28 protein-coding genes are annotated in these 26,162 nt (G+C 43.9%); 4 read left to right on the plus strand and 24 right to left on the minus strand.

What is annotated here, in order from left to right; translation table 11 throughout:
- Nucleotides 1-7: 7 nt before the first annotated feature.
- The 5 genes from spoVAE to MHB78_RS20345 are packed head-to-tail and all read right to left on the minus strand — an operon-like array spanning nucleotide 8 to nucleotide 2,595.
- Complete coding sequence (gene spoVAE, locus MHB78_RS20325; RefSeq protein ID WP_046132020.1) at nucleotides 8-358, minus strand: stage V sporulation protein AE; 351 nt, start codon at nucleotides 356-358, stop codon at nucleotides 8-10.
- Nucleotides 359-1,372, minus strand: coding sequence for a stage V sporulation protein AD (spoVAD, locus tag MHB78_RS20330; RefSeq protein WP_046132021.1), 1,014 nt, complete (start codon nucleotides 1,370-1,372; stop codon nucleotides 359-361).
- Nucleotides 1,372-1,851 (minus strand): stage V sporulation protein AC, encoded by a 480-nt coding sequence (gene spoVAC / locus MHB78_RS20335; protein ID WP_046132022.1) that lies wholly within the window; start codon nucleotides 1,849-1,851, stop codon nucleotides 1,372-1,374. The genes spoVAD and spoVAC overlap by 1 nt, the downstream gene beginning before the upstream one ends.
- Before the next feature lie 17 nt (nucleotides 1,852-1,868).
- Entirely contained in the window at nucleotides 1,869-2,444 is a 576-nt protein-coding gene (locus tag MHB78_RS20340; RefSeq protein ID WP_329761407.1) for a YhcN/YlaJ family sporulation lipoprotein, read from the minus strand.
- Nucleotides 2,389-2,595: a DUF1657 domain-containing protein gene (locus tag MHB78_RS20345; RefSeq protein ID WP_046132023.1), complete on the minus strand. Its 207-nt coding sequence runs from the start codon at nucleotides 2,593-2,595 to the stop codon at nucleotides 2,389-2,391. The genes MHB78_RS20340 and MHB78_RS20345 overlap by 56 nt, the downstream gene beginning before the upstream one ends.
- Before the next feature lie 603 nt (nucleotides 2,596-3,198).
- Between MHB78_RS20345 and MHB78_RS20350 the strand changes: the two genes are divergently transcribed.
- The 3 genes from MHB78_RS20350 to MHB78_RS20360 all read left to right on the plus strand — a co-directional run bounded on the left by MHB78_RS20350 (nucleotide 3,199) and on the right by MHB78_RS20360 (nucleotide 6,425).
- A complete protein-coding gene (locus MHB78_RS20350; RefSeq protein ID WP_082094148.1) occupies nucleotides 3,199-4,797 on the plus strand; it encodes a T7SS effector LXG polymorphic toxin in 1,599 nt (532 codons plus the stop codon).
- 17 nt (nucleotides 4,798-4,814) lie between these two features.
- On the plus strand, nucleotides 4,815-5,204 hold the full coding sequence (locus MHB78_RS20355) for an Imm50 family immunity protein (RefSeq protein WP_046132024.1): 390 nt from the start codon (nucleotides 4,815-4,817) through the stop codon (nucleotides 5,202-5,204).
- Between the two features lie 906 nt (nucleotides 5,205-6,110).
- The gene (locus MHB78_RS20360) at nucleotides 6,111-6,425 is read left to right on the plus strand and encodes a DUF1827 family protein (protein ID WP_025807690.1); all 315 of its coding nucleotides are present in this window, start codon (nucleotides 6,111-6,113) and stop codon (nucleotides 6,423-6,425) included.
- Nucleotides 6,426-6,469: 44 nt separating this feature from the next.
- Here the strand turns inward: MHB78_RS20360 and MHB78_RS20365 are convergent, their stop codons facing one another.
- Both MHB78_RS20365 and MHB78_RS20370 read right to left on the minus strand, forming a co-directional pair.
- The gene (locus tag MHB78_RS20365) at nucleotides 6,470-6,688 is read right to left on the minus strand and encodes a transcriptional regulator (protein ID WP_073411943.1); all 219 of its coding nucleotides are present in this window, start codon (nucleotides 6,686-6,688) and stop codon (nucleotides 6,470-6,472) included.
- A 125-nt stretch (nucleotides 6,689-6,813) separates the two neighbouring features.
- On the minus strand, nucleotides 6,814-7,320 hold the full coding sequence (locus MHB78_RS20370; protein ID WP_340033082.1) for a hypothetical protein: 507 nt from the start codon (nucleotides 7,318-7,320) through the stop codon (nucleotides 6,814-6,816).
- A gap of 83 nt (nucleotides 7,321-7,403) precedes the next feature.
- Between MHB78_RS20370 and MHB78_RS20375 the strand changes: the two genes are divergently transcribed.
- Nucleotides 7,404-7,619, plus strand: coding sequence for a hypothetical protein (locus tag MHB78_RS20375; RefSeq protein ID WP_340033083.1), 216 nt, complete (start codon nucleotides 7,404-7,406; stop codon nucleotides 7,617-7,619).
- Between the two features lie 14 nt (nucleotides 7,620-7,633).
- On the opposite strand, the gene MHB78_RS20380 is transcribed toward MHB78_RS20375, so the two are convergent.
- The 17 genes from MHB78_RS20380 to MHB78_RS20460 all read right to left on the minus strand — a co-directional run bounded on the left by MHB78_RS20380 (nucleotide 7,634) and on the right by MHB78_RS20460 (nucleotide 26,160).
- Nucleotides 7,634-8,608, minus strand: coding sequence for an N-acetylmuramoyl-L-alanine amidase (locus tag MHB78_RS20380; RefSeq protein WP_340033084.1), 975 nt, complete (start codon nucleotides 8,606-8,608; stop codon nucleotides 7,634-7,636).
- A 52-nt stretch (nucleotides 8,609-8,660) separates the two neighbouring features.
- Nucleotides 8,661-8,924 carry a phage holin gene (locus tag MHB78_RS20385; RefSeq protein WP_175075411.1) on the minus strand — a complete coding sequence of 88 codons (264 nt, stop codon included), beginning with the start codon at nucleotides 8,922-8,924 and terminating at the stop codon, nucleotides 8,661-8,663.
- A 15-nt stretch (nucleotides 8,925-8,939) separates the two neighbouring features.
- Nucleotides 8,940-9,209, minus strand: a complete 270-nt coding sequence (locus tag MHB78_RS20390) for a hemolysin XhlA family protein (RefSeq protein WP_046129173.1) — start codon at nucleotides 9,207-9,209, stop codon at nucleotides 8,940-8,942.
- Between the two features lie 74 nt (nucleotides 9,210-9,283).
- Nucleotides 9,284-10,897, minus strand: a complete 1,614-nt coding sequence (locus MHB78_RS20395) for a BppU family phage baseplate upper protein (protein WP_340033085.1) — start codon at nucleotides 10,895-10,897, stop codon at nucleotides 9,284-9,286.
- A gap of 12 nt (nucleotides 10,898-10,909) precedes the next feature.
- On the minus strand, nucleotides 10,910-13,477 hold the full coding sequence (locus tag MHB78_RS20400; RefSeq protein WP_340033086.1) for a peptidase G2 autoproteolytic cleavage domain-containing protein: 2,568 nt from the start codon (nucleotides 13,475-13,477) through the stop codon (nucleotides 10,910-10,912).
- A gap of 20 nt (nucleotides 13,478-13,497) precedes the next feature.
- Complete coding sequence (locus tag MHB78_RS20405; RefSeq protein ID WP_340034113.1) at nucleotides 13,498-15,375, minus strand: prophage endopeptidase tail family protein; 1,878 nt, start codon at nucleotides 15,373-15,375, stop codon at nucleotides 13,498-13,500.
- Nucleotides 15,376-15,398: 23 nt separating this feature from the next.
- The gene (locus MHB78_RS20410; protein WP_046129169.1) at nucleotides 15,399-16,226 is read right to left on the minus strand and encodes a phage tail domain-containing protein; all 828 of its coding nucleotides are present in this window, start codon (nucleotides 16,224-16,226) and stop codon (nucleotides 15,399-15,401) included.
- On the minus strand, nucleotides 16,223-20,542 hold the full coding sequence (locus MHB78_RS20415) for a phage tail tape measure protein (RefSeq protein ID WP_340033087.1): 4,320 nt from the start codon (nucleotides 20,540-20,542) through the stop codon (nucleotides 16,223-16,225). The genes MHB78_RS20410 and MHB78_RS20415 overlap by 4 nt, the downstream gene beginning before the upstream one ends.
- Nucleotides 20,543-20,745: 203 nt before the next feature.
- Nucleotides 20,746-21,108: a hypothetical protein gene (locus tag MHB78_RS20420; protein WP_043054118.1), complete on the minus strand. Its 363-nt coding sequence runs from the start codon at nucleotides 21,106-21,108 to the stop codon at nucleotides 20,746-20,748.
- Nucleotides 21,108-21,746 carry a major tail protein gene (locus MHB78_RS20425; protein ID WP_340033088.1) on the minus strand — a complete coding sequence of 213 codons (639 nt, stop codon included), beginning with the start codon at nucleotides 21,744-21,746 and terminating at the stop codon, nucleotides 21,108-21,110. Before MHB78_RS20425 ends, MHB78_RS20420 begins: the two co-directional genes overlap by 1 nt.
- On the minus strand, nucleotides 21,743-22,126 hold the full coding sequence (locus MHB78_RS20430; protein ID WP_340033089.1) for a hypothetical protein: 384 nt from the start codon (nucleotides 22,124-22,126) through the stop codon (nucleotides 21,743-21,745). The genes MHB78_RS20425 and MHB78_RS20430 overlap by 4 nt, the downstream gene beginning before the upstream one ends.
- Complete coding sequence (locus MHB78_RS20435) at nucleotides 22,123-22,536, minus strand: HK97-gp10 family putative phage morphogenesis protein (protein WP_052948491.1); 414 nt, start codon at nucleotides 22,534-22,536, stop codon at nucleotides 22,123-22,125. The genes MHB78_RS20430 and MHB78_RS20435 overlap by 4 nt, the downstream gene beginning before the upstream one ends.
- Complete coding sequence (locus MHB78_RS20440) at nucleotides 22,514-22,870, minus strand: phage head closure protein (protein WP_340034063.1); 357 nt, start codon at nucleotides 22,868-22,870, stop codon at nucleotides 22,514-22,516. Before MHB78_RS20440 ends, MHB78_RS20435 begins: the two co-directional genes overlap by 23 nt.
- Nucleotides 22,833-23,123 carry a head-tail connector protein gene (locus tag MHB78_RS20445; RefSeq protein WP_335496492.1) on the minus strand — a complete coding sequence of 97 codons (291 nt, stop codon included), beginning with the start codon at nucleotides 23,121-23,123 and terminating at the stop codon, nucleotides 22,833-22,835. Before MHB78_RS20445 ends, MHB78_RS20440 begins: the two co-directional genes overlap by 38 nt.
- On the minus strand, nucleotides 23,101-24,402 hold the full coding sequence (locus tag MHB78_RS20450; protein WP_046129164.1) for a phage major capsid protein: 1,302 nt from the start codon (nucleotides 24,400-24,402) through the stop codon (nucleotides 23,101-23,103). The genes MHB78_RS20445 and MHB78_RS20450 overlap by 23 nt, the downstream gene beginning before the upstream one ends.
- A complete protein-coding gene (locus MHB78_RS20455) occupies nucleotides 24,399-24,989 on the minus strand; it encodes an HK97 family phage prohead protease (protein WP_046129163.1) in 591 nt (196 codons plus the stop codon). The genes MHB78_RS20450 and MHB78_RS20455 overlap by 4 nt, the downstream gene beginning before the upstream one ends.
- Nucleotides 24,982-26,160: a phage portal protein gene (locus MHB78_RS20460; protein ID WP_046129162.1), complete on the minus strand. Its 1,179-nt coding sequence runs from the start codon at nucleotides 26,158-26,160 to the stop codon at nucleotides 24,982-24,984. Before MHB78_RS20460 ends, MHB78_RS20455 begins: the two co-directional genes overlap by 8 nt.
- Nucleotides 26,161-26,162: the final 2 nt, after the last annotated feature.

Raw genomic sequence — 26,162 nt, forward strand, 5'->3', positions numbered from 1 at the left:
CACCTCCTTATCCTTTTGGTTTAAAAAGAAGCGCTCCAATCATTCCGAAAATGATCGCAGCTGAAATTCCGGAGCTTGTTACTTTAAACATTCCGGTGATGACGCCGATCAAACCGTATTGCTGCGCTTCTTCCATTGCCCCGTGGAACAGCTGATTTCCGAAGCTCACGATCGGGACGGTCGCCCCGGCTCCTGCAAATTCAATAAACGGCTCATACAGCCCGAACGCATCAAGCAAGGCTCCGATGACAACGAACGTACACAGCGTATGGGCCGGCGTCAGCTTAAACACATCGAACATGATTTGGCCGACGACACATATGAGACCTCCGACGACAAATGCCCAAAAAAAGATCACCTATCCTTCACCTCCGACCTCAATTGAAACAGCATGGGCAATACACGGAATCGTTTCTTTCTGCTGATATGACAGCGGCGATAACAGCGCTCCGGTGGCTACGGCCAGCAGGCGTTTGATCTCGCCTTTTTTCATCCGGTTCAGCAAATGTCCGTATGTGACAACCGCTGAACACCCTGCGCCGCTTCCCCCGGCAAGAACGGGCTGCCCTTCCCTGTAAATCATCAATCCGCAATCCTGAAATTGTTTTTCCGTAATCGATGTGTCATGCTTTTTAAATAGATCCAGGGCGATTTCTCTGCCGATATGCCCGAGGTCTCCTGTCGCAATCACATCATAATAAGAAGGGTCAACATTCCGCTCCTTTAAATGGGCTTCGATCGTATCGACCGCGGCAGGCGCCATTGCACTGCCCATGTTAAACGGATCAGTCAGTCCCATATCGATCACTCTGCCGAGTGTCGCCGATGTGACGACAGGACCGTCTCCTTGATCCCTTAACAGCGCCACACCCGCCCCTGTCACAGTCCACTGTGAGGTAGGCGGTTTTTGCGAACCGTATTCCGTCGGATAGCGGAACTGTTTCTCAACCGCCGCATTGTGACTCACAGCCCCCGTCAGCAAACAGTCAGCCCCCTTATGATTGACGATAAACGCCCCCAAAGCCAGGCCTTCCATCGATGTCGAGCAGGCTCCGAATAGGCCTAAATACGGCGCCCCGAGCGTTTTTGCCGCAAAACTTGTCGGCGTGATTTGATTAATCAAATCACCGCCGAGAAAAAACTGTACCCTCTCCTGCTGGATCTTCGCCTTTTGGACCGCCGCTTTGCATGCATCCTCCAAAAGAACTTTCTGGGCTTTCTCGAAGGAATCTTCATTCAGCCAAATATCGTTGTGCAGCACATCAAAGTCTTCCGGAATTTTTCCGTTTCCCTCGAATGGCCCTCCCGACGTTCCGGTTGAAACAATCACCGGTTTGTTCTCAAACATCCAAGTACGGTGACCCGCAAGCATTATAATCCCCCCCATGTGATGAGGATTGTTTTAATCGTGGCGATCACAAATGCGGAGAACACGCCGAACAGAATGACAGATCCGGCCAATTTGAACATATTGCCGCCGACGCCTAACACATATCCTTCGGTCCGGTGCTCAATCGCTGCGGAAATGACGGCATTTCCAAACCCGGTTACGGGAACGGCCGAACCTGCGCCCCCGAACTGGGCGATCCGGTCATAAACCCCAAATCCCGTTAAAAGCATCGATATGAAAATCATCGTCGCAACCGTCGGATTGCCGGCAGTCAGCGTCGTGAAATTAAAATAATACATGTAAAACGTTTGAATCGCTTGCCCGATTAAGCAAATGATTCCGCCCGTTATAAACGCTTGCGCGCAATTTTTTAAAACAGGCCGTTTGACTTCACGCTCTTTTGCGAATTGTTGATATTCCTGCATGACAGGCGTCAGATTTTTCTTTTTTTGATCCGCCATTTGACCCCACCCTCTCTCTAAGGCTTTTCCTTCATCAATTGTTTGATTTTGTTCAGCTTTTTGTTCAGTTTTTTGCTGCTCACGTTTTTGTGCTGAAGCTGCTTTTCTAATTTGTCCAATTCCCAAAAAATTTTTTGGTCAGTCGAGATTTCGATGCTGTAGCCCGGAAATTCTTTTTTTAACTGCTCTTTCGATTTTTTTTCGATGTCCTTCAGCCGGAAGCGGTCCATATGTTCGACCTGCACGGCAAGAACCAGATCCTTCTTGCTGTTGGCTCCTCTGACCTCTGTAACCTCTTCCTTTTGCAATAACCGTTTCTTTGCTTGATTTGCAACAGATTGATCGGTCTTCTCATCTTTCGTACTTACCTTGCGTACCGCGTCCGATTGGCCCTCTGCGGCATTTTGATCTTGACAGCCAATGATGACGGTACTGCTAAAAAGTAAAAAAACGCAGATAAGAAAGTAATGATTGAACCCCCTCACCAGCATCACCTTCCTTTCAGAGAAAAGGTTGGCGAAACCACCCTTCTCATGCTTACTGTTGTTTATATTGCGGTTCTTCTTGTTCGATTTGCTGAACGCGCGGCTCAAGCGATTGAACGATGGACTGGGTTTGTTGAGCAGCTTGCTGATAAAGCTTTTTGGCTTCCTTGTTATCGGTGTTCAATGAAAAGGTTTCCAAGCTTGCCTGAGCACTTTTCAGACTGGCCACCGCCTGTTTGACCTGATTGATGACAGTCATGTCGGCTTTCCTCCTTTTTTACAAATACTATATCTAATTGTAGAATGAATTATTTTTCAAGTTCTATCCAAGCCAATTTTTGCAAACGGAAACATCGGGCGGGAAACCCCGGAATGCAGAAAAACCCTCTCCTAAAAAGAGAGGGTTTTAAATGGATGTGACCCATTTCATTCAAAAAGAAAACCCCTTGAGGAATCAAGGGGTTCCCGCGGTCGGGCTTTACATCATACCGCCCATAGAACAACCGCTTTTACGAACATACATTCCCATAAGCTGTATAACCTTTACCTCAAACACAAAATTTACTCCCCTATAGAATAAGCAGAATTATTGTATCACTAGTCCCATTAAAAAGATGTCGTTTTTTGTCGCATAACCAAAATCAATAGCCTTCCTATATAGATGGCAAACGTATGGCAAAGTAATAAAGCTTAAACATTGATCTTGCATTCAAACTCTATAAACTTTGTCACAAATAACAGGTCTTTAAGCCTGAAACATTTGATTCATTTTCATGGATAAACAGGATTCATTCCCCAATTTGTTTCCGTATAGTGGTAAACTCTATACTGATATGTCACTTTAGTATTAGAGGAGAATGCCATGAAGACTCTTGATGTCCATGCATTGCACCATGCAATTGATCAAACGCTGGAACGATTAAAAAAGCAATCAGAAGAAATCTCCAATCTCAAAAAAAGCGTTGACGGGATAACGGCTCTTGATGATGCTTTAAAAGGTAAAGGAGGCGACGCGATTCGCGCCTTTTATGAAGAATGCCACACTCCGTTTTTGCGGTTCTATGAATCTTTCGTCGAGGAATACGAGTCATCTTTAAAAAAAGTGAAAAATGCACTGAATTCCTTGGAACCGAATCACAACGGTTACATTTCGCAAGCCTTTCTCGATCACGATCTGGAACAAGGCTTGAACGCGGCTGATCGAAAAACGAAACATTTGGTTTCCAAAGCCAACGCCACAATCGCTAAAGTCAGGCATATCGCCGATTTACCTGAATTGGATGACAGCGATTTTCATGAGCAGAATCAGAAAGCGAAAAAGGAAATCAGCAGCACTCTTGAAAAGCTTCATGCTTTTGACAGGGAGCAGACAAACGCTCTTAAAACTGCTGAGCAAGACCTTGAAACGATGCATAAATACATCAGACAGCTTGAGAAAATGTACACTGGACCGAAAATCGAGATCACAGGTTATAAAAAAGGTTCAATTTTAAAACCGGATGAGAATACAAACATTAACGGTCCGGTCGGCGGTCTCAAGGGAGATCTGGAAAATGCCGAGCCTTCGCCAATGGAAATCATGCTAAAAAAATTGTCTGATCAAGAAGAGACTGAAGTTGATTCGGTCGTCAAAGCAGACCATTCCAAAAAGATTGATACAGGTATTCGCGTCATCAATGGCAGAGTGTATAATATGAAGGGGTACAAAAAGCTTGGTTCTGTCGATGTTACCGATGAAATCGGTTCAGGCAAGAGCTACGTCGGCGGCAATTATACCCTTTATTCAAACGGTCAAATTGTCCGAAAATACATATCCGGCGGTGAAGTGAAATACGAGCTTGTCAGCCGCATACCTGAAAACAGGGTGAAGAAAAGCGACATTGAAAAAGCTTTTGATTGGGTTAAAGACACGGCTGGAGAATTATCTGGTGTTTATGATAGTTACAGAGCGATAACAGGTGTCGATCCAGTCACAGGTGAAAAACTATCTGTCACTGATCGTATCCTGTCCGGGGTTTCTGTCATACCAGCGACTAAAGCAGTCAAGATAGGAAAATATGTTTTTAGAGCGAATAAAAGCGCGAAGACGGCTAAAAGGGTTTCGACTGTAGAAAAAGGCTCTAAGGATACTGTTAATCATCCAAGGAGAAATGGTGCTCTTAAAGAAGCGAAAAGGGATGCAGGCATTCCTAGGTCTCAACACCCCGAAGCAGTAGAGCGTGTACCAATGCGTACTGCCCCACATGAAGGGGGACATGTCATTAAAGATGAAAATGGTAAAGTTATTATAACAAGAGAATATCACTATACAAATAAAGATGGAAAGAAGATAATAATTCAAGACCATAGCGCTGGACATGCCAAGGGTTGTCAAGGGCCACATTTTAATGTTAGACCAGCAGATAAACCTCGTACAGGAAAAGTCGATGGAACTAAGGAACATTATCCTTTCAATAAATAACTAGAGGTGATAATAATATGTGGCACGAAATTTTAGATAGAAACATTTTTATATCGAATTTATACAATGAAGTTCCGCAGTTAAAAGATGTACGAATTATTGCAATTAAGATCGATGATGAGGGGAGAAGAGTTTCTATAAACTTCAATATGCCAAAGTTTGCAGATAATCCTCCTCTAAAATGGAAAAATCAAAATTATAATACTGTATTTGTTGAATTAGATTTCTTTGACGTGCAGGAATTCTCAATGAATTCAAGTGACAAAATATATCGAGGAGATATAAATATGAAATCGGATACAGACGGAAACTCTGAGGTTAATATAACAGGTTCCTTAAACTTGAAGCTAAAAGCAGGTTACGGAATGATACAATCTGTTAGTGGCTATATTGACACCTTAGAATAACTTCGTTTGAAAAAAGGCCTTCGTATAGAAGGCCTTCTTTATTATGCAAAAAGCTTTGTCCATGTAGCTTTTTGGCAAAACCATCCGCAATCAGACCATTCGTCTGTTAGAAAGCTTTAACGGCTTTCAAGACCACTGCCAAAAATAGAGTCAAAGCCGTTCCCTCATATCCTTTCCAGATCAGCAGCGCTTGCAGAATCTAAGCTGGTTTCTTCTGGCTTCCTTAAAGACATTTACGGCAGCCGATCGGGTTTCTGCCCCACACTCCGTCTACAACGAACCGGCCTTAAATTTTTTTATCCAATTTGAGGGTGAGCAGAACCTTATAAAACTCGGTCTTCGGAATACGTTCAAATTTAATTTTTAGACCGCTTTATATATAAGTGACCTAATTCATTAAAAAAGAAAAACCCCTTGATCTCTCAAGGGGTTCCCGCGGTCGGGCTTTACATCATGCCGCCCATTTCTGTTATGGTTGCCCTTTAGTGCCTTACTAACCCCTTATATCCCTTATAGCACAAGGGGTTTCGGGTGTTCTCATTGCCCTTCTTTGCCCTATAAAAAACAAGTGAAAACAAGCGAAAATTTTACCCACTGTGGGCAAATAGTGGGCAATAAGATGAACAATCTTTGCTATAATATAAAACCACAAATACAAAAAGGAATGAAGGAAAATGAGTATCAACAAAATCAGATCATTTCTATACAAGTCGGCCAAGATTTTGGGGGATGTAAACGCGGTTAAGAAGGGAACAATCGGAAAACGCATAGCTCGACGTGCCGCTGGTAAAGCAACTGGGAAATTATTAGGTAAACTATTCAAATAACCCGCCAATTGGTGGGTCTTTTTAGAATTGACAAGGGAACACACGTTCTTTATGATTAACTTATAGAGGAGGAGATAACTTGAAATTTATAGATGTCACCGTTGATCATCCGGAAATCATTGCAAAAATGAAAATGGCACAAAACACAAATGATGAAAGCGAAATAAAAGTGTATATGATTCGGGGAACAGATACTATGTTTATTCTTCAGACTCATTCAAAAGGACAACACGCAAGTGTTTCAAATCGTGAAAGACCTGTGAGAAAAGCAGAAATCAAGAAATTTATTTCAAGTAAAATGAATACCAATCTCGAAAAAACGGATATATATCAAAGTTCTACTGGTGTGATACATATTCTCGAAGAATTCAAAGATAAAAGCCCTTCTTATTAGAATTAGCTTTACACATTAAATAAAAACAACAAAGCCACCAATCGTTAAATGGTGGCTTTTTCTTTATACAAAATATGCAATGTTCTCGGCTTACCTTCTTCCCAATCAACAAGCCCCTTTTTACGCAACCGGTCAAGATGACCTTTTGTTGTACTTGAAGATTTTAAACCAACCCTTTCGCCTATTTCCCTAACAGAGGGCGGAAAACCTTTTTCTTTAGTTAATTCGTCTATAGCTTCTAATATTTGTTCGGTTCTTTTCATAGTATCCCCCTCCATTGGTCTGTTTTACCTATGACAATTATATCAAACAGGTGTTTCTTTTTCTATAGCAAGGGAACATATTTTCGTATATAAAAAAGCAGGCATAGTGCCTGCTTTTGTTTGCTTTAAAATAAGAAAATGTTAATAGCATAATAAACGCCATCCGCAATAACTTCCGCTGAACCTCCACCGACTTTTGGTTTCAAAGCTTTATACAGCTTTTTCTTGATGGTTAGCGCAGTAACATCTGGAAGACTAGCAATTTCCTCGATCTTGTCGGCTATGTAACCTGAGTTCTTTCTAAATGCTTTTGCAGCTTTTGCATCAGCATGCTTTAAAATGTAACCTACAGCTTCCCCACCATGTCTAATACCATAAGAAACTGCTTCGGCTGCCAGTTTTACCAGATAGCCTCTGAAACCTTGGGTTTGGAATGTCGGCTCTTCGCTCTTCGCTTTCTCTTCAGCTACGAGACTCTTCACAGTCTTAATTTGAAGGCTTGTTCTCTGTGTTTCTTTAGTCTCGTTTTCACTATTAGGAGTTGCGGCACTTGCTACGCTCGGTAACAAAGTTGATACTAATAGTAATACTGTTAAGGATAGAATGAGCAAGTTTGACATATACTTCTTCATTTTACCACCTCCTTACTTATATAGTATTATATATTATATTATCTAATTTTTACATAAAATTTGTTGAAAAAGGATGATTTCTTATGAGAAAAATTTACAACCATATGAACAACGATCAAAAAAGACACGCTATCAAACTACTTACTGAGGATTTAGAAGAGCTTAAAAAAGAACAAGAGCAAGAGGATGAGAAAGGTTATCCAAGGGTAATAAAGGATGCTATTGAGGAAACAATACAACGATATAAAAAGGATTTGGAATATCTTAAAAATGATCTAAAAAAAAATGAGCAGGCATAATGCCTGCCCTTTTTTTATGCAAACAGCTTTGACCATGTGGCTTTTCCGGCAATACCGTCCGCAGACAAACCTTTCGCCCTTTGAAAAGCTTTAACCGCTTTTTCAAGGCCGTTGCCAAAGATAGAGTCAAGACCGTTCACATCATACCCTTTACAGATAAGAAGCGCTTGCAGAATCCAGGTCAAGTTACCTCTTGCCCCTTTACGGACATTTACGGCAGCCGCTCGTGTTTTCGGACCCCACAGCCCGTCAACGACAAGGCCAGCCTTAAACTGTTTATTTAATTCAGTTTGGAAGCCTTTGAGCAGGGCTTTATATGTCTCGGAACCCGGAAGGCCATCAACTTTAATTTTTAGGCCATATCGTTTGTTTAGGGTATCCTGAATGGTTTTGACAATAGCTCGCCCACCACTAGAAGATGACTTCTTAGGCCGGCTTGTGGATGCAGTCGTGTTCGATACGGTTTTATTCCCAAGCAGGCTATCGACTTTTTTCCGGAAAGCTGTAAGCTGGCTTGAATCGCTCACCCACGGCGCTGGACAGTTTTTGTTTGTCACATCGTAATGCCGGACGATTCTGTCTGTAGAAAGGCTGTAACGCTTGCACAGATCGGCAACCAGTTCGGCAGCATTTTGAACGGTTTCGCTGTGAATCTTTCCGTTTTTTTCGACGCACATTTCAACACCGATTGCCGTTGTGTTGGCATTCGGCTTTAGGAAGCTCACATAGCAGCGGTTCCCGTCATGCGCATGGTATGCGACTTCATTTTCAGGGATAATCAGCTGCGCTTCCTTGCGATCGACAAAGTAATGCGCTGATGCGTAACGCTCTGCAGCAATACAGGTGCCATTGAAATAATTCCGCTCATTCAATGCAGAAGCGCCGGGCGTCGCCGTATAGTGCATGACAATACCTTTGACACCTGACAATTTCAGCCCCGGCCGGGTATACTGATTGACTTTCACATAGTTCTTCACTACTTTAACCATTTGAACCACTCCTATTTTGTTTTAAATAAAAAAAGGCTGCCAGGCGGCAACCTCATTTCGTTAATCCTTTTTGTTTTAGAACTTCTTTTTGCAGCTTTCCTTTGTTTGTGACATAGTTATGTTTCCACCAAGCGACGAGAGATGTGATGATAGTAAACACCGTTGATCCGGCCAAATACAAAGTGTCTGCCAGCGTGTTGACCTGGTCCTCATCGATCGGTAAAGTTGCCTTTCCGAACATGATCAAAGTTTGGTTTACCAATGCAATAAAAAGAAGCACCGTGCGAACCACCGTGCCTTTGTCAAAGTTTTTCATATTATGTTTTCCTCCTTATTTTTGAATAAAATTAATGAAAAGCGCCGCAATTCCGGAGATCACCAGCGTACAAACCGCCGTTATGATAGCGCCGGTGATGCTGCGCTTGATCCACGTGGTATTCTCCTCAATCTTGTTGAGTTTTTCATTGATGGACATAATCTGCTGATCGTGTCGGTCAGACGCCCTTTCCAGCGTGCTGACACGCTGTTCGAGCGTTTTTTGATCAGCTTTAAGCTCCGTGATCTCCTGCTTGAAGACGTCCAATTCATTTGTTTGCTGCATGTCCCTTAATCCTCCTGTTCTCACATCGTTTTCACCTCCTTTGAGGCAAAAATAAAAAGCACCTTTAAAGTGCTTTACCACAATGGGATTGGTTCATTGATCGACACTCTCGTGACCTTCGTTGCATCATTGACATAAATAAATCCGTCAAACCTTAGTTCTCCGTCGGTTGTAAATGCAAAGCGTGCTGATCCAAACGATCCGATCGTCGGAGCCGTAAAATCTGTAACCTGTGTTGGTTTATTTGTGAACTTCGCTACTACAGTACCCGGAGCCGGCAACGAACCGACAGAGCCACGTAACCATAGAACGTTGTTACTAACGGAGAATTTCAATGGATAGTTCGTATCCTGTGTTGCCCCATTTACAAGCGTAGCAGTGTTCCAGGCCGGGGAAATATCGGCATCTGATAGAAGCCGGCGCCAGCCCTGCCAGCCCAGGTTTCCGTCTACATAGTTTGAAAAAACGTTATTTCTCCAATCAACGGCTATTACATAACCAAATGTCCCCAACCCATTGCTATCGGTTGCAGTAAAATGAAAAAATCCTCTTGTTGAATTTGTACTTGGCGCGTTTGCGGCTTTGCCAGTCGAATAAAAAGTACCGAATCGTTTTCCAGCTTGTACAAGCTTCACAAGAAAATCGTCAGTATCACCAATCGAAACAAAAACACCCCCGGTGTCATTGGTTATTTTGGATAACTGGCCGCCGTTCCATTTGTCTTTGTCTGACTGAGTGACGTGGATCGATGCGTTTTTTGTATGGGTATCCGTGTATGCTTTTGCGTCACCCAATGCTTTATCCGCTTTTTCTTGCGCGGCGGCCGGAGTCTCTTTTGTTCCAATAAGGGTAGTCATGGTCGTTGCAAAATTTGGATCGTTGCCGAGGGCCTCGGCCAGCTCGTTCAACGTATTGAGCGTTTCCGGAGCCGAATCAACAATATTCGCGGCCGCTTGATCAGCATATTCCTTTGCTTTCTTCTCTGCTGCATCCGCCTTCGCTTGAGCTCCTGACGGTGTTTCCTTTGCGTTCCATGCTTTTCTTTCGTCTGCCGTTATATGGCTGACAGCATCAGCCTTATGACTTTCAAAATCAGTTTTGGATGCTGCTTGGGCATCCGTGTATTTTTTGGCGTTTTGTTCCGCGGTGTCGGCCTTCTCCTGCGCACCGTCCTTTGTCTCGATGTTCTCAAGATCGGTAAACTTGGCTTTAAGTTCCTCAACCGTCTGACTAATTTCATCCATGGTTTTATTTAAACCAGCCCGGAACGATTCCACATCATCAATGTAATATTCCGCCACCGGGACAATATTTTGATCCTCGAGCGTTTTCACGATGAAGAAAGTAAAATAAACCGTTGCGATAGCTTGGCCGTTTGTGTAATAAAGCTTGATTTCAGCCCTTACCTGGCCGTAGTGTTTCAATTCTTCATCAGATAGTACGTATTCAGCTTTCCCGTTTACCTTGTCCGTCAGCGCCAGGCTGCGTTTATAAAACGAGTCATCCGCATACAGAAGGACTATTTTGGCGTCTACCGCCGAAAGAGGCAACGGGGCGCCGTCTTTTGTAAAAGAAAAAGACAGCTTTGCGCTGCCCGTGTCCTGGGTGAAAAATTGTATTTTCGTTGATTTAGCCGGGGATTCCCGAGCATTAATATCAAAAGTTACTTCACCTTCTTTATAGATCATCACTGAACCTCCTTACATCTGTGGGTGTATGAAAATCTGGGCAAGACCGTATCCTTTTTGAAGAGAATACGGCTGCTTAATACGCATCACGTAAAAGCCTGCGCCATCTTCTGATTTAGTTCCCATTCCGCCAGCTGGGACGATTCGGTCCCCGGCCTGGACAGTCTCATCAATCCTGACGTATACCTGGCCGATCAACCCGACGACATGCCACTCATCCCGTTCCTCCCGCGGGATGTATTCAAGATCAGGGTTATAGTTTGGATTTTCTTTTGGAATTTTGAGTTTCCGGCCGCTGTCATCGATAATCGTTTCGTAGATCATGCCGCCAAACTCATTTCTAAGATACCGGTCATTCCAATAGAAAGCCGCACCGCCCATAACGACCCCGGCCGTCTCAGAAATAACACCGAGGACCCTGTCCCCTTTTTCGGCTTTCCTGATCTTGTCTCCGTCCAAGGTCACCAGATAACCGGATTCAATTTTGCGGCCGTCTTTGGACTCAAAATATTCCGCAAGGTCTTTGAAGTCGGACACGCTTTCCACGCGGCCAACACCTTGGATATTTCCGTTTGTGGAGCCGATTTTCCATTTGATATTTTCTTCCGAAGGGGTTCCGCTGCCGTATCCGCCAGCCAGTGAATAGCTGTCAGTGTTGATAACTGCCTGGGAAGCGATTACTGCCCGTGCCGGTCCGTCTCCTTTCGTGTGCGAATTGTTGGACGCTATAACGGCCTGACGCGATCCTTCTGTGGAAGAGCCGCCGGCAACCCCGCCCATAAAATTCCGCGGCCCTTTTGCTATGTTGTCGCCTGTTGCCGCTATAATCGCACTTGTTGGATCTAAAGGAGCCCCGGAAGTCGTCGCCCCTCGGAATCCTCCTTTGAAATTCGTTGGTACAAATTTGTACTTGTTCCCCTTAATCATGGCCGCGTAGGAGTAGCCGGACGTCTGCACATTATTAATGTTTGCCTGTGAATTGGGCGACGTAATCCCGTAGGTCCCGCCTTCTCCTTCCATAATTCCATTTGAGATATTCACGGAGTACACCCCGCCGCCGATCCCTATTCCCTGCTTGGCCGACTTATAAAATGCAAAATTGGACAGGTTGACATTATCCGTTTTTTGCGGGCCGCCATAAAGACGAATATCAAAGCCTGCTTTTTTAAATCCCCTGATTGTGATATTGTTCAATGAAATGTTTCGGCTTCGATACTGCAAGGCAATGACCGGGTTATCCTTATAGTCATATAAAGGATCACCTATTGCAGTAAAGTTGCTGACAGCTACGTTTTTATAAGCTGAAATCACTAACGCACGCGGAGACAATCCTTCATACATATCATTGAATATCGGTTCGATTGCAGTACAATCCGTAAGGGTGACATCGTAGGCCGTTGTGCTTTCCGGATCTTCTGCTTTGTGATGCCCGATATGTCGTAGATCAAAGCAGCGCACATCATGATAAGACACATGCCCAATGACGTGAACGTTTCGGGCTGCCGGCCATTCCTTATGTGCCTTAACTTCTACACCCCGGATATTGCCGGATGTAAAGTTATTGATTAGCCAAACATGTTTTGATCCGTCATCAATTTCAATGCCGTTTGAGTTTGACTGCCCTTTCGGGTGAGCTGTACCGCGTTGATCAAACGAATAAGAATTTGAAATAAAAATGTATTCACTGTAGTGCGTGGTAATCCCATCGTCCCCAGCCCCATAAGCGACACAGTTGTCCAGCCATATATATCGGCATCCGTCTTTTGTATATTGTGTAGATGCAAGATGATCATATGTGGGCGCTGTTATATCAAATCCGTGCAAACCCGCGTTAATGGCCTCAACGTCTTTCACCCATCCAAATTTCACATTTGCAAAGGTCAAACAGCTTGAATGCTGGCCGCCGGTAGCCCCGACGCCTCCCTGCCTGTCCGGATTCCAATCAAGGGACATACCTTGTACAAAAATATTTCGGTTCCCGTTTTCATAATCGGCATTTGTGATGACCCATTCGCTGGCCGGTGTGTCCTCATGCAGTTTGAGAATGGTAACACCTTTCCCTTGACCAATCAGATAGGTCCAGGATGGCAATTTAGCCCCTCGAACCACATAAGTGCCAGCACTTAAATGGACCCTTACATTGCCGTCCCCTACGGCCTTTCTGAATGCTTCCGTGCTGTCGGTTTCCCCATCCGGAACAGCACCGAAATCGTCCACACTTACTTCTCTTTTTATTTTCTGTTCAAGCTTATTAAATTCAAAATCCAGCCGGTCTTTCAACGTTTGTGCGATTTTCCCGTCAGTTGTCACTCTGGCATCCACGACCTCTTTTACATCTTTCCCGTCGTGGTTTACAACCAGGTTACCGAACCGCGCATTTAAATTATCTAATCGGTTCGCAACTGTAAACCCGCCGTGATCGATCTGATCCGACTTGTGGGCTGTTGCTGCTTTCTTATGGGAATTTAAAGCTTTGATATTGCCGTTAATTGCCTCTTCCGTCAACCGTGCATTTTCGTCCAATTGTGAAAGAAGCTTTCCATTAGGGACAGGATTATGCTGCTTTTCCAAGTGAAACATGACTATCACCAACTTTCCTTTTAACTGTATCCCACGATCAGAATTGTTATTTTTGAACCTTCCGGGGCGTTTACTGGATTCAATAGTTTTCCGTTTTGAAGAAGGGAAACTGTAAAGCTGTCAGTTTGATTTTCTTCATAATCAACAGAGGCAGAAACGTTGTTTTGTTTCATGACAATTGAGCTCTCAGCTGTTACATACTTAATTTGAAAATCATCATCAGTTTCCAAAAGGAGGGCAGAAGAACTGACAGAAACATTCCCCGGACCGCCCGTGACCGCCCAAACACCAGAATTAAAGGTCAGTGTATACGTAAAGTTTCCGGGGATTTTGCTTTGTGTTGCGTTCACCACATTAAGAAGCTCCGCTTTGGCCGCCTGTATTTGGGCCAGTATCTGATTTTTTTGTTCGATCAGATACCTTTCTTGTTTTTTAATGCGGCGCCTGCTGTCCAGTTGAATATCAATCAGGTCTTTTCTAAAGTTGGAGAAAGTGACTTCTGGCTTTTCGATGTCATCCAACGGATTATAGACCATACTCACCGCGCGCAGATCATCCTCAAATGTAATGCCGTTTTGAGGCGTATCCGCAATGACGTGGATGGTATCCCCTTTTGTGATCTTGTCTTCTATGCCTTTCAACTCAGGGACCTCAATTTCTTCAAAATCAATATCAACTGTGACCTCTGGAAACGGATTAACTTTTTGTTTCAAGAGGGCTTTCATATCTTCCGCCTTTGTAATCGATTCGTCTCTTATGGTTTCTGCCCATGTCGGCTGCCCTTCAATTAAAAAATCCTTTTCATTCGGATGAACAAAAAGGACGGGAGGAAACACATATTTTTCATCTTCATTTTTAAATTCTCTGTAAATCTCAAATATATTTCCGCGAAGCAAGTACATAACTGGCGCAGCACCTTTTGTGCCTTTTGTGTTTGGGTTTTTGCTGTCCTTGCTTTTAAAGGTTGCCACGACATTATGCTTTTTATGGTCCAAGCCCCGGACCACTTCTATAACTTCCTCTTTCGGATCATTGTCTTTATAAACTGAAATCGTCTTCGTTGTATCTTTATCAATGACAAATTCCCATTTACCGCCAAGCTTCGAAGTCAGAGTTTTAAACCTGAATCCTGTGCCTGTAAAAGAGAAAGTAAAAGCTGAACCAATTTTTGATGTTTTATCAGCTTTTAATGACTCATCATAAGTCCATGAACCCGTTTTTGATTCGTATCCGATTGATTCGTCACCCAACATGTCTTTTTCTTCTTTTTGTTTCCCATAGCCGCGCCCGCGTGTGGCCGTATTATCTTCGGATATTTGAATCTGTAGTCCTTGTATATTTGCCCTAGTATCAAGGGTTTTATTAATTCTACGGCCCATCTTTTTATACACGTAGATATGCTTATTATTCACATCAAATTCAACATTGTAATTAGAGGCGATAGAGTCCATCAGGTCAATGGAAAAAGAATCCCCAAAACTATCAGTTTTTACGGGCTTGATGTCTCTGGCATCAGCCATAATTTCAAAAGTGAAATTGCTGCCTTTCAGGGCGTGTCTAAGGGCTTTATCAAGAGAAATTTCCCCCGTTATCACGTCATCTACGCGATTTTTTCCAAGCAAAAAGACGTAAATATGATTGGCCGAGATCGACTTTGATAGCCATTCTCCATCTTGAGAGATTTGAACATTTCGAATGACATATTTTTGATTTTTAAAAACCCTCTCATCGATAACGATAAGATTACGGCCAGTTAACGCATTAAATGCCAATGGGTCACTTAAACTATTTTCAAGAGTAAAATCCAGAATTTTTTTCCCGTCAACTCCATCCGTTACACGTGGGGCGGCATCTACAATTTCATATTTTTGACCTGTAAACCGATCTTGAACATACATTTGATTCACCTTTTACCGCCCCCCTACTTATAGTAAAATCGTGTAATGAAATGAAGGTCACTATAATCTGCATTTTCAATTGAAATTTCATTTTCTCCTGGCGCAAGTTCCGGGAACCGGCCGCGGGTAGAAATGACCTCACTTCCTTTGACGATATATTGTTTGACCACCGTCAAAAGATTCTTTTTTGAATGGCTCCCGGAAAGCGTTATGCTGTCCCCGGTTGTTTTATTTGTGATCTTAATGTCTTTGCCTTCAAAGTACATTTGCACTTTGTAATCATGCTCAATAGGGGATAGGGTGACATCCCCAAAATTGTATACGCTGAAACGGTTCTTGTTTTTAAATTGAAAAGGCTGCTCGCTGAATTTGCTTATATTCATCCCTAGATTAAATCGTTCTCCCTGTAAGTTCACAGGAATAGTACTGTCATAAACAGATTCAGCCAATCCTTGAATAGCCGTAAATGTAACAGAAAAAGTGTTTGCCAGTTTCCCACTATCTTGGGAAATAGAAAACACATCATCTGCCGTCACAAGCCATCGTTTATTTGGCTCATATGAGTGAATCACATAATACGGGTCTTGAGTGACAAGCAAGCTATATAAATTCGAACGATACAAATAGAATTGCTCTGCGTTGTGGGCTTCGATTGCAAATTCAGCCGCTATTTTTCTTTCTTTGTACCGTCCCGGATTGTTTTTTGATGGCATAATCAGACCGTTTCTATTTTTCACGGTAACGGTCTGACGTTCAAAACCCGGAGATTCAGGGACGAATGATAGGAGAGACACACCGGGCAGAATTTCGCTTATGGGTTTATCACCTATGATCAAATCCAAATCCCTCATGAAATCCCTCCAATCAATGAGCTTCTATCATTGAATTCTTTTGTACTGATAGCCGTTAAGACCTTGCCAACTTTCTTACCGTACATGATCACATCGCCCTCTTTTGCTGCAATTTCTCTTAAAAGAGCGTTTTGTTCTATTAGCAATGCAATTTGTTGATCCTGACGCTGTGTGATCGGTTCAATGGACGGCATTTGCGGAACGGTCTGCGCTGGGATGCCTAATTCTTGCCCGGCTCTGGCCCAAATCCCGATACTTCTTTCGCGATATTTCGGGTCCGTCGTAATGATATGCTCGTCATACCCTCTTTCGTTCAAAGCCGCAAGTTTTGTGCCGCCTGCGCCCGGTGATACTCCGCCCGCAGCATATCCAACATATCCGCCGCCTCGGGCCATCGATTTTAAACCTGGATGATTTGATATATTTCCATATCGCGCCTTGATATAGTTAATGGCTGCAAGAATGTTGTCTATAGGGTTTAATATGTTATTATGTCCCGGGAACTTATAGGCGTTGAAGGTGGATGGGATCGTTTGCATTAGGCCCTGACTTGGATGTCCGGCTTTTGCGTTAGAATCCCATAGGTTGATAGCGTTCGGATTTCCGCCGCTTTCCTTCATGGCGATTGTAACAAGCCCAGGAATCCACGAAATAGGCACGCCCGCGATGCCGACCGCTTCCGTTACCCATTGGTTGACGGCTTTCGTCCCGCCAGTTCCTTTGAATGTTTCCTGATCCGGCATAACCCCTTTTAGAAATTCGGTAGCCCCATTTTTTAAAATCTTGATTATACCGGTTGCAAATGAGTCAATGCCTTTCCCTGATTTGTATGGGATCAGCCCATTAAACAATTTTTTGATTAATTTACCTGGACCGTTGGTAAGTAAATCCATTGCAGCCGCGCTGACATCCCCGACTTTATCTACGACGCTTTTTCCAAAAGATACAGCCCCATTGACCATCTTTTTAGAGCCATCCACAGCCTTTTTGAAAAAGTCGCCGACCCCGCCGGCATAGCCAGGCATCTGCGTCATAGATGTTAGCTTTTTAGATTCATCATGAGGAAGTACAGAAGTTCCACGCGGGAGATCCCAAATTTGTGGGCCGCTCATACCGACAACATACGTACCGATTCCCGGCGAATGCGCCAGCTCCCAACCTTCCTCACCGACTAATGCCGCCCCACCAGGGTGAAAATTTGTTCCTTTTGCATATTTACCATTCAGCTTTTTACCTTTTTTGCTATTGTAGCCTTTTGGTGTCCATTCTGGAATGGTTGGGATATGCATAAATTCAAGAATCTTATTAATTCCGCCGGTGACGGTATTGACAATGACTGCCTGATCAATAACATAATTATCCCATCTTGTGAGGACATCGCCTGTTTCTTTATCAACTTGATCAATATGCCCGCCTGCTTGTTTCTCTGCTTCCTTTACAACATTTTTGTGCATCTCCTCTGCTTTTTTAACAGAGCCGTCGCGCTGCCGTTTTGCCTCTTTGATCAACTTATCAGCTTGTTTCTTGCTGATAGAACCTGTCTCATCCCGTTCCCGGACGATTGCTGCCACAGTTTGATCATATTTTTTGTTCGCTTCTTTCACCGAGCCATCACGGGCTTTTATGCTGTTTTTGATTGTATCGGCTGCCTGCCGAGCTGTAATATTTTTCGACTCGTTTTTGAGCTTGCTCATGATGGCCTTTTGCTCGACTTCACTCTTGCTCATGGTTTGAACAGCCGTATGCATCATTTTCTTTTGAATGCTGTTGATTTGGGTCCGTTCTTTTTGTGTAAGCTGGCGTTTTTCTGCGCTAGCCTTGTTTAAGATTTCTTTGATCTGTTTCTGCCCTTTATCAACAGCCTGAGTTTCTTGACTTTGCTTCTTTTTCACGTTGTTTAAAATGGCATTTTGTTCCCTCTGACTCAGGCTTTTACTGGATGAAAGGAATTTACTAAGGGTCTGGTAACTTTGGTTTCCTTTTGTCTCGATGCTTGTTTTGATCTTGCTGCCCATTTGATCAAAGTTTTGAACGATACTGTCCGCCGTTTTTTTAGAGACGGTTTCACCAGACCATTGCAGCTTGTTAAGCTGGACAGTTGCTTGATCATTTAATTTTTTGTAGCCCAAAACAGCTTTTGTCGTGGATTCAGAAACCTTTTTCCCAAAGCTGTCCAGCGTCGGAATTTGTTCTTGTTTCATGTGGTTATACAGGTGGTATCCGCCTTCTGCCAATAGGCTGATCCCGGTAATCGTAAGCCCGATTGGGCCACCTAATGCACTGAAACCAAGCCGGGCAATCCCAGCAATTCGCGACACACTTCCGAGGCTTCTAACAAGGCCCAGGGCCTTTGCTCCAAACCCGGCAAATTTGCCAGTCGCTTGAGCCGCACCGCCGCCCAAAGTTTCCGCCGCCGCTGTTGCTGTTCGTGCGCCTCCGCGGAAATTAAAGAGTGATTTGGTGCCCTTTATGATTTCAGGCGCGAATGTTGTTGCGACCCCAAGAACGGACCCCCATTCGCCGCCAAACATCGCAAGAGCCCCGCCAGCAAGTCCGGCAGCGCCCCTGAACCCGCGAAGGCCCCGAGTATTCCGAGATAATGCCGCACCGCTTGCGTTCATTTGTACGGCTGCCGCTGTGTTTGCGGCCGCTAATTGTGCCGTTGATCGTTGGGTCAGTGCTGCTTCGGCTCTGTATCTACCGAATGCTGCGGCACCTCTGCCCAGGGCACCAGTGAGGGTGCTAATGCTTGATACAACTGCACCCAAAGCAATGACAACAGGAGGAAACGCCGCAGCAACCAATCCTGCGATAACGATTGTGTTCTGCATGGCCGGCGATAGACCTTGAAACCAATTCGTAAAGTCTTTGACTGTCTTTCCTGCCGCTTGCAAAGCTGGTTCGATCTTATCAAGTAAAATTTCACCGACTGGGAGTAAATTAGTCTGCAATAGTCTAAAATCTTTTGCCACACGATCCCCGAAGTTATCTTTTAAAGCCTTTCCTGCCTTGTCTGTGGCACCTTTAACATCACCAAGCATATCCTTGGTAGGATTCAATGCAGTTACCACTTTACCCCGCAAGTCTTCCCATTGGGTACCGAATAGAGCGACACCGGCCTGATCTTTTTCCATTGGGTCTTTCATGGCTGCTAAGGCGGACACGGTTGCCATGAAGGCTTGTTCCCCTTCTTTTCCGCCTTTGGCGATGGCTGCCCCCATCTTGTCAGCATCCAGGCCGATAGCTTTAAAGCCTGCGGCAGTCGTTTTTGAACCGTCCTGAGCGCGGATATTAAATTCTTTGACCGCATCCCCAACCTTATCCATGTTCCAAGCGCCATTTTGCGCGCCTTGAATCATAATGTTAAACATGCCGTCAATGGAAAGCCCCGCTGATTTGAACTGAGCTGAATATTCTGAGATCGTATCTAAAAGCTCGTTTGAATAATCGCCGCCTTTTTGTGCAGAAACGGTGATGTAATCAAAAGCTTTCCCTGCATCCACACCAAAGTTATCAATCAAGGCTTTGGCTGCCCGAGTACTTTCAGGTATTTCAAATTCAAAAGTATCTCTGAGAACATAAGCCCGTTTTGTGGCCTGCTCAAGTTCCTCGCCCTTTAAGCCCTGAAGATTTTTTCTGACATCAATAACGCCCTGGTTTGCTTCTTCGAGTGATTCACCGAAGCCGCTAACCCACACATCTTTTGATATGTTGGCTACTTCCTGCGCCTCTTCTTTCGTCATGTTTAAGGAAGATGAGATTTTACCCTGGGCTTTTTGGAAATCTGCTGCGGATTTAAGAGCCAAACCCCCGAGTACTCCAATAGGAGCCGTAATCCCGGCGAATCCTACCTTTCCTATCATCTGTAGCCGTTCGCCTTGGGTTTGAAGGCGTTCCCCATATTCTTGCAAGCTTCTGCCTGCTCGGGTCCATGCAGAATTTTGGGTGTTAATTTCTAATGTCGTAGCCCTTAACTGCCGGCCGAGACGGTTATACATGGCCGTTTCATTGTTGATCCTTTGGGCCAGTTGTAAAGCAGCTTGTGAGTTTTCTCCTTTTTCACGCGCGAGCTCTTCATATTTTGCCCGCAACTGTTCGATTTTTGAACCTTGTAGCTGATACAGTTTGGACAAACCTTCCTGTTTTTGGCGCAGCTTGTCGGATGCGTCTCCAAGCTCTCCAAACTGCGATGCAGAAGCCTTCATTTCACTTCGAACCAACGCCATTTTTTCCGCCACGTTGTCCATTCCGGCTGAAAAACCGCCATCATCAAACCCTAAGCGATAAATCATATTTCCTAAGCTTTCCGTTGCCACAGTCTCACCTCCCACCTAAAACACATGATCTATCGGCACAGTTTTTGCCCGCTTGCGTTGCTCTTTCGGGTTCTTGAGTTTTTCCCGATGCTCTAGCAATTCAATAAAAAAAGGATAGTCGCTATTATCAATTTCATTTAGCGTCCATCCTCTTTCGTCCATCAATTGAATGTATATATCTTTGACGTTGTCTAATGCCTGATCTATTGTGACTCTTTCTGTACCTTTTCCAGCAGCTTTCCCAGATCAAAATCCTCTTTTTCTTTTTCGATTTCCTCACGGGTTGGGTAGCCGAGAACCCCGACCCCGATAATGTCATAAATCACATTCCGGTGATCGATCGTATTCAGACCGTCATTAATCTGCTTTCTTGTGAATTTTTTATCAAAAATTTCAACGATAAGGTTCAACTGTCTGTTTTCAACTTCCTCTGGTTCTGCCTCATCGCTTCTCGCGTACTTCTCAATTTCAAGTGCTTTACGCTTAAATTTAAAAGGGATAAATTCCTGCGTAAACGCTACATCTTCACCGTCAATTCGTAATGTAATTTCCAAAGGTTTAGACATTATGCTGCTCCCTCGCTTGTACTTGTTTTAGTTGTGGTTGTTGTTGAAGTTGAAGCCGTAACCGTTGAAGAACTATCAAGTTTAGAGACGTCAAATACTTCATCAAAGAATGTATCTCTGTATTCTTCATATCCTTCCACGCTGCTGTCACCGGTGATTTTGAAAACCTTGTCACTTCGTTGGACAAATGTGCCTTCAATTTCTTCTGTCTGGAAATCTGTTTTGTCTTCTTTGGTTTTCCAATCAGTACCCGGAATGCCAAAACGGCCTTTGGTTAACCATACATGGCGCACATTTCCGTCCTCTTTTGTTCCCGTAAACCCGAGGGCAACATATGGCGGAACAGCGTCTTGTCTCCATGCAATAACCCCTTTGACCATCTTTTGCCCTGTAATCTCCGCAAGAACGGCCTGAGGGATTTCAGAAGTCCCTATTTTCACTTTTGTTTCACCGGTATTTGAATTGACGATAATCGGCCCGTTATCTGCGTATAACGTGCTGTTTTCGTTGGATGTATCAACGTTTGCTGAAATAGCTGGCGCGAAATGCTGCACAGGTCCATATTGAATATTTCCTTTTTCGTCTTTGATGAGCTTGGCATATACTAAATTTTCAAGACCTACAATAACACTGCTCATTGATCTTCCTCCTTTAATTTCACAATTGTTCGATATAAAAAAGCTCTTCTAAAAGCAGAACGATCATCTTCATCAAAGGAAGAAACAGTGATACGTCTACAATTGAGAGCTTTCATTTTTTTATCCACCGCGGTTTGTAAAGGCCCTATGTTGTCGTCAGCCTTCACCCATAGGTTGATCTGTATATCAATTTCCGCTGATACGGCTTTATTGTCCTCATAGTCCTTATCAACGTTATCCATCTCCAGAACTAAAATGTGAGGATATTCACGAGATTCCTCTAAAGGGAAGTTTCCGGCATATATCCGGCCGTCAGTCATCTGAAATACGTCAGGATCATCTAAAAGGGCTTTTACGATGTACGGTTCATAATTAATCATGACCTTGCCCCTTTCCGCATTTCATTCATGACAGCCTGGTTGATTGCCACGCGTTTAAGCCGATAAGCCCGAACAGCAAACGGGTTGCCTCGTACGAACCGGCCGTTTTTTGCAACATAGCCGTTATGAACAAACTTCGCCCGCCAAGCCGTTTCCTTTCCGGGGCCAATATCAAAGCTGACTGCGTTTGGAATCGGTCTGTCTTTCTTCGGTGTCTGCCGTACTTTAATATCATCTTTGATGTGTTTGTGATCAATTTCTGATACAGGAACCTCCGCCCTCATGCCGTCTCTTAAAACGTTCCCGCCGGCTCGCAATGCTCTGACTTGACGTTTTTCAACATCTTGCCCAAACCTTTCAAGACGGCGAAGAGCATCGTCAAAGCCATCAACTTGAACTGCTATTCTCATGATCCCACCCCACACATTGCAATGTCATAAGCTCCTGATTTTGCAAATCGGGAATGACCTCTTCGATCTTAAAGGGCTGCCCCTTGTACACAACACGCATAGAGCCTGATTCAATATCCTTCCGATGACGGATGCGAAACCACACAGTTTTCTCCTGGTGTGCCGCAGATGCTTGGATAATGTAACGATCCCGCGGCTGCATAATTTCGGCCCATGCTTTTGTGAAGGTTGACCAATTATATTCCGGCTTCATCGTTTCCCGATTGCGCCCTAGCACCCGCTTTTGAATCTCAATTTTATGCTTGAGCATCCCCGGATTCACTGGCATTGTCATCACCACACATTTCCGCTTGAAGGATTAACGGGGTTAAGGCATCCAGGGCAAGGCTCATGCTTTTTTCCGTCACCCTAAATTCATAAAAGATGCCGGCCGCCAGAATAATCAAATGATCATCCTCGTGCCCTGTTGCCCTTTTGATGTAATTTGCAGCCGACTGCAAATAAAAAGACAGCAAGGAATCTTCCTCACTGTCTTCAATCCTTAAATGCTCTTTTAAGCGATCATTAAGCCGATGCAGTTCCGCCATCAGTCGTCAACTCCAATTTAAATACTGTTGGCTCAAATGGTGAGTAGATCAATTGGCCGTCATTTAAGTGCCAGATTTTGAAGCCGACATGGTTTGTATCGCTGTATTTTTCCAGAAGCTTGCTGACTTCTAAAGAATTAATGACATCTTGAATGTGGAATGAACTAAAATCACCAAAGTATAGGCGCGGTACATCCGGCGTGCTGCCGTCCACATAATCAGTTACATCAACCGGATAACCCAGAATCCTGTAACCGAAGGACCCTTCAATATAAGCCTCGCGCAACAATGGCTTTCCATCTTTATCTTTTAAGGTTTCAATAGCTGTAAGGGCAGCTCTATTCATCATCCAACGAGAATTTTTGAGTTTAGACGTTGGAACTGAATTTTTCAATCGAACAAGCTTGTCATAAACCTCCATATTCCCCGGATTAAATGCAACAGCTTTTTGAATCAAGGAACCCGGATTATCTGTTGAGTTGAAGAAGAAATTTGCCTCTTCTTCTACATAGGATTTTTTCAGCTCTTCAATAACCGTTTGTTCAACAGGCATATCAGTCATGGCAAGCAATTTTTTGGTGATCAACACCAGCGCATCAATTTCAGAAGGGTTCAGGAATACTTCATCAAAATTGATGTCGGCCTGCGGAATTGGATTGTCCAATGTTCTTTCAGTTTTAATCCGTTGGGCTTTTGCTTTCTTCACCAGAACCGGATAACCTTGTGTCCCTTTTGTCTGAACGCGGGTTCCGTATTTCCGCAACAGGTTTTCTTCCTGGGCATAGGTAATGATTTCTTTTGATAGAGATTCTGGAATTAAAACCTTCCCGTTAGTTGTCTCAACACCCATCGCCCGCGCTTCGTTCTCGCTGATACGCCCGACAAGATAGTTTGCGAAGGCTTTGCGCTGCTCCCCTTTTTTTGCCTGTTTGCGGCTTTCAGAGGATAGAGATTTCAGGATATTGCTGACAATAGCATCTCTCTTTTCTGTATCGAAAAACTGCTGGCCGCGCTGTTCTGTTTCATCTGATTCCCTTTCTTCGTCGCTTTCGTTGCCGTCTCTTTCGCCTTCTTCTTCTGGCTGCTTTTCTTCGTCGCCTTTTAAATTTTCAAGCTCCGCTTTTACGGCATCAAGTTCCGCGGCCAGTTCGGCTACCTCTTTTTCTATTGTTTCGATAGAGGAGGATTCCGTTTGGTCTCCTTCTAAATCAGCCCGCAGCTCCTTCATACGAATTTCAATCGTCGCTTTACGTTTTTCTAAAATATCGCGTAGTTTCATTTCATAGCCTCCTGAATTTTATTAATTAGTTGCTGCTTTTTTTGCCGCAGCTCATTTTTTTGTTTTGCCCTCTGATAAATGTCACCAGATCGGACAAGTGACGCTTCTGTATCCTCATAAGCAGGAAAGGCGACAACGCTAATTTCAAAGAGTTCTACCTCTTGAATCGTGCGTGTCGCCGGTGATGTATCATAATTCCATTCGTCTTTTACTACGTTGAATCCAAAAGAACATTGATTGATGTCACCGCGTTCCATGCTCCTGCGCAGATCATTTGCCCAAGAGGTACCTGGCGGCGTAACAGTAAATTTCAAACCCTTGTCATCTTCTTCGAGTTGGAGGGTGCCGCTGCGTGTCCGCCCAAGCACATAATCCCAATTGTGATTAAAAAGGGCACGAACATCGGCCTGCCTTGATAACGCTTTTTGAAAGGCTCCGGGCGCGATCACTTCGGTGAACATCCCGCCAATATCGGCCGGACTATTAAAAACAGCCCCATAACCGGTTATTTGTGGTGCCTCTTCCTGATCTGCAAGCTGCCGAATTTCCAGCCCCTTGATTTGAAAAGTCCGCTGCTCTTTATCCATCCTCATCACCACCTTTCAGGCTGCTTTTCAGAACATCTTCCAACCTGTCCAAGCCCACAAGGTCTTTGCTGATATAAAGTTTGGTGGATTCTTCTGTATTCAATCGTTTGAATCCGAGCATTTCCCGAGCGTCGTCAGGAACGGCGATTGAAGTCCGCACTAGGTTGTAAGCAATCTCCGTTTTGGTTTTCATGCCTACGAAGTCTAATAGATTGTGACGGAATTTTAAGCGCAGCCCGCTATTTTTCCCAAAGAATAAAATGGTCAAATGTTCTTCGATATTGCGAAAAATAGGCTTTAGACAACTCGTGTAAAGCTTCATCATGGCTTGTTCCATGTCTTTTTCTTCGAGCTTGTCCAGCAAGTCCTTATCCATCCCGAAAAACTTACCTAAATCTTTTTTGTAGATATTCAAATACTTGAGCGTTTTTTCATCATCCACAGGGGATTCAAGCGCTTCAATTTCGTATCCTCGGCCTAAAGGAATCAATTTTGTTTTCCCTGAATCTTTAATCCCCTCAAGCTGGTCAAGTATCGCTTTTACGGTTTTGGTTTGATTCGTGTTGGTCGGGGAAAGGTGCGTTTCTAATTTAAGAAGGAACGCCATAAGCCCTCCCTTTTTATATTTTTCAGTCAGCGCCTTTTCAGCGTTCATGACGCCTTCCAGCGTTTCCTTTGCCAACTCTAACAGGCCAACACCCTCCAAATGGCTCAAGCCTATATTTTTAATGTGCCTTACCATGTAGGACGGAACGACTTCACCGGACACAGTGATTTTCTCCGTTCCGGCGTTGGTCAGCTCGCTATAAGCATTATTCAAAATGTGTAGCTGGCTTTGATCGTAGAAAAGATACACGTCACCGCGCAGCAAATATACATTTGTCAGCAGCTTCTTAAATTCAAATCCGGTTAAATAATCATTCGGACAATTTAAAACCCGCAAAGCACGATCGGCCCGCGGGTCTTTTGAGTTTTTACCTGTCGTTTCATCTTCCACAACGAAATCTGTCAATGCGACCTGGTCGCTGATCAGCTTCATCAGATTGTATGTGTCACTGGATTTCAGGATATTATCGTCATTGACAAATGCACCATAATTAAAATATGAGTTTTGAAACCAATTGAAACTACGTTTGCTGAACCGTCCCGCTAATTTACGGATAAACCCCACTC

Origin of the sequence: Bacillus sp. FSL K6-0138, assembly GCF_037982765.1 — a bacterium.
GTDB lineage: Bacteria > Bacillota > Bacilli > Bacillales > Bacillaceae > Bacillus > Bacillus glycinifermentans.

What these genes read in the sequence shown, in the direction of transcription:
- spoVAD (WP_046132021.1), bottom strand. Translation starts at nt 1,372, where the DNA reads ATGCTTGCGGGTCACCGTACTTGGATGTTTGAGAACAAACCGGTGATT.
- MHB78_RS20425 (WP_340033088.1), bottom strand. Translation starts at nt 21,746, where the DNA reads ATGAGCAGTGTTATTGTAGGTCTTGAAAATTTAGTATATGCCAAGCTC.
- MHB78_RS20365 (WP_073411943.1), bottom strand. Translation starts at nt 6,688, where the DNA reads ATGAAAAGAACCGAACAAATATTAGAAGCTATAGACGAATTAACTAAA.
- MHB78_RS20435 (WP_052948491.1), bottom strand. Translation starts at nt 22,536, where the DNA reads ATGAGAATAGCAGTTCAAGTTGATGGCTTTGACGATGCTCTTCGCCGT.
- MHB78_RS20450 (WP_046129164.1), bottom strand. Translation starts at nt 24,402, where the DNA reads ATGAAACTACGCGATATTTTAGAAAAACGTAAAGCGACGATTGAAATT.
- MHB78_RS20405 (WP_340034113.1), bottom strand. Translation starts at nt 15,375, where the DNA reads ATGTATGTTCAAGATCGGTTTACAGGTCAAAAATATGAAATTGTAGAT.
- MHB78_RS20400 (WP_340033086.1), bottom strand. Translation starts at nt 13,477, where the DNA reads ATGTTTCACTTGGAAAAGCAGCATAATCCTGTCCCTAATGGAAAGCTT.
- MHB78_RS20445 (WP_335496492.1), bottom strand. Translation starts at nt 23,123, where the DNA reads ATGGCGGAACTGCATCGGCTTAATGATCGCTTAAAAGAGCATTTAAGG.
- MHB78_RS20345 (WP_046132023.1), bottom strand. Translation starts at nt 2,595, where the DNA reads ATGACTGTCATCAATCAGGTCAAACAGGCGGTGGCCAGTCTGAAAAGT.
- MHB78_RS20355 (WP_046132024.1), top strand. Translation starts at nt 4,815, where the DNA reads ATGTGGCACGAAATTTTAGATAGAAACATTTTTATATCGAATTTATAC.
- MHB78_RS20380 (WP_340033084.1), bottom strand. Translation starts at nt 8,608, where the DNA reads ATGGTTAAAGTAGTGAAGAACTATGTGAAAGTCAATCAGTATACCCGG.
- MHB78_RS20370 (WP_340033082.1), bottom strand. Translation starts at nt 7,320, where the DNA reads ATGAAGAAGTATATGTCAAACTTGCTCATTCTATCCTTAACAGTATTA.
- MHB78_RS20440 (WP_340034063.1), bottom strand. Translation starts at nt 22,870, where the DNA reads ATGACAATGCCAGTGAATCCGGGGATGCTCAAGCATAAAATTGAGATT.
- spoVAC (WP_046132022.1), bottom strand. Translation starts at nt 1,851, where the DNA reads ATGGCGGATCAAAAAAAGAAAAATCTGACGCCTGTCATGCAGGAATAT.
- MHB78_RS20430 (WP_340033089.1), bottom strand. Translation starts at nt 22,126, where the DNA reads ATGATTAATTATGAACCGTACATCGTAAAAGCCCTTTTAGATGATCCT.
- MHB78_RS20410 (WP_046129169.1), bottom strand. Translation starts at nt 16,226, where the DNA reads ATGAGGGATTTGGATTTGATCATAGGTGATAAACCCATAAGCGAAATT.
- MHB78_RS20420 (WP_043054118.1), bottom strand. Translation starts at nt 21,108, where the DNA reads ATGTCTAAACCTTTGGAAATTACATTACGAATTGACGGTGAAGATGTA.
- MHB78_RS20395 (WP_340033085.1), bottom strand. Translation starts at nt 10,897, where the DNA reads ATGATCTATAAAGAAGGTGAAGTAACTTTTGATATTAATGCTCGGGAA.
- MHB78_RS20375 (WP_340033083.1), top strand. Translation starts at nt 7,404, where the DNA reads ATGAGAAAAATTTACAACCATATGAACAACGATCAAAAAAGACACGCT.
- MHB78_RS20350 (WP_082094148.1), top strand. Translation starts at nt 3,199, where the DNA reads ATGAAGACTCTTGATGTCCATGCATTGCACCATGCAATTGATCAAACG.
- MHB78_RS20385 (WP_175075411.1), bottom strand. Translation starts at nt 8,924, where the DNA reads ATGAAAAACTTTGACAAAGGCACGGTGGTTCGCACGGTGCTTCTTTTT.
- MHB78_RS20455 (WP_046129163.1), bottom strand. Translation starts at nt 24,989, where the DNA reads ATGGATAAAGAGCAGCGGACTTTTCAAATCAAGGGGCTGGAAATTCGG.
- MHB78_RS20390 (WP_046129173.1), bottom strand. Translation starts at nt 9,209, where the DNA reads ATGCAGCAAACAAATGAATTGGACGTCTTCAAGCAGGAGATCACGGAG.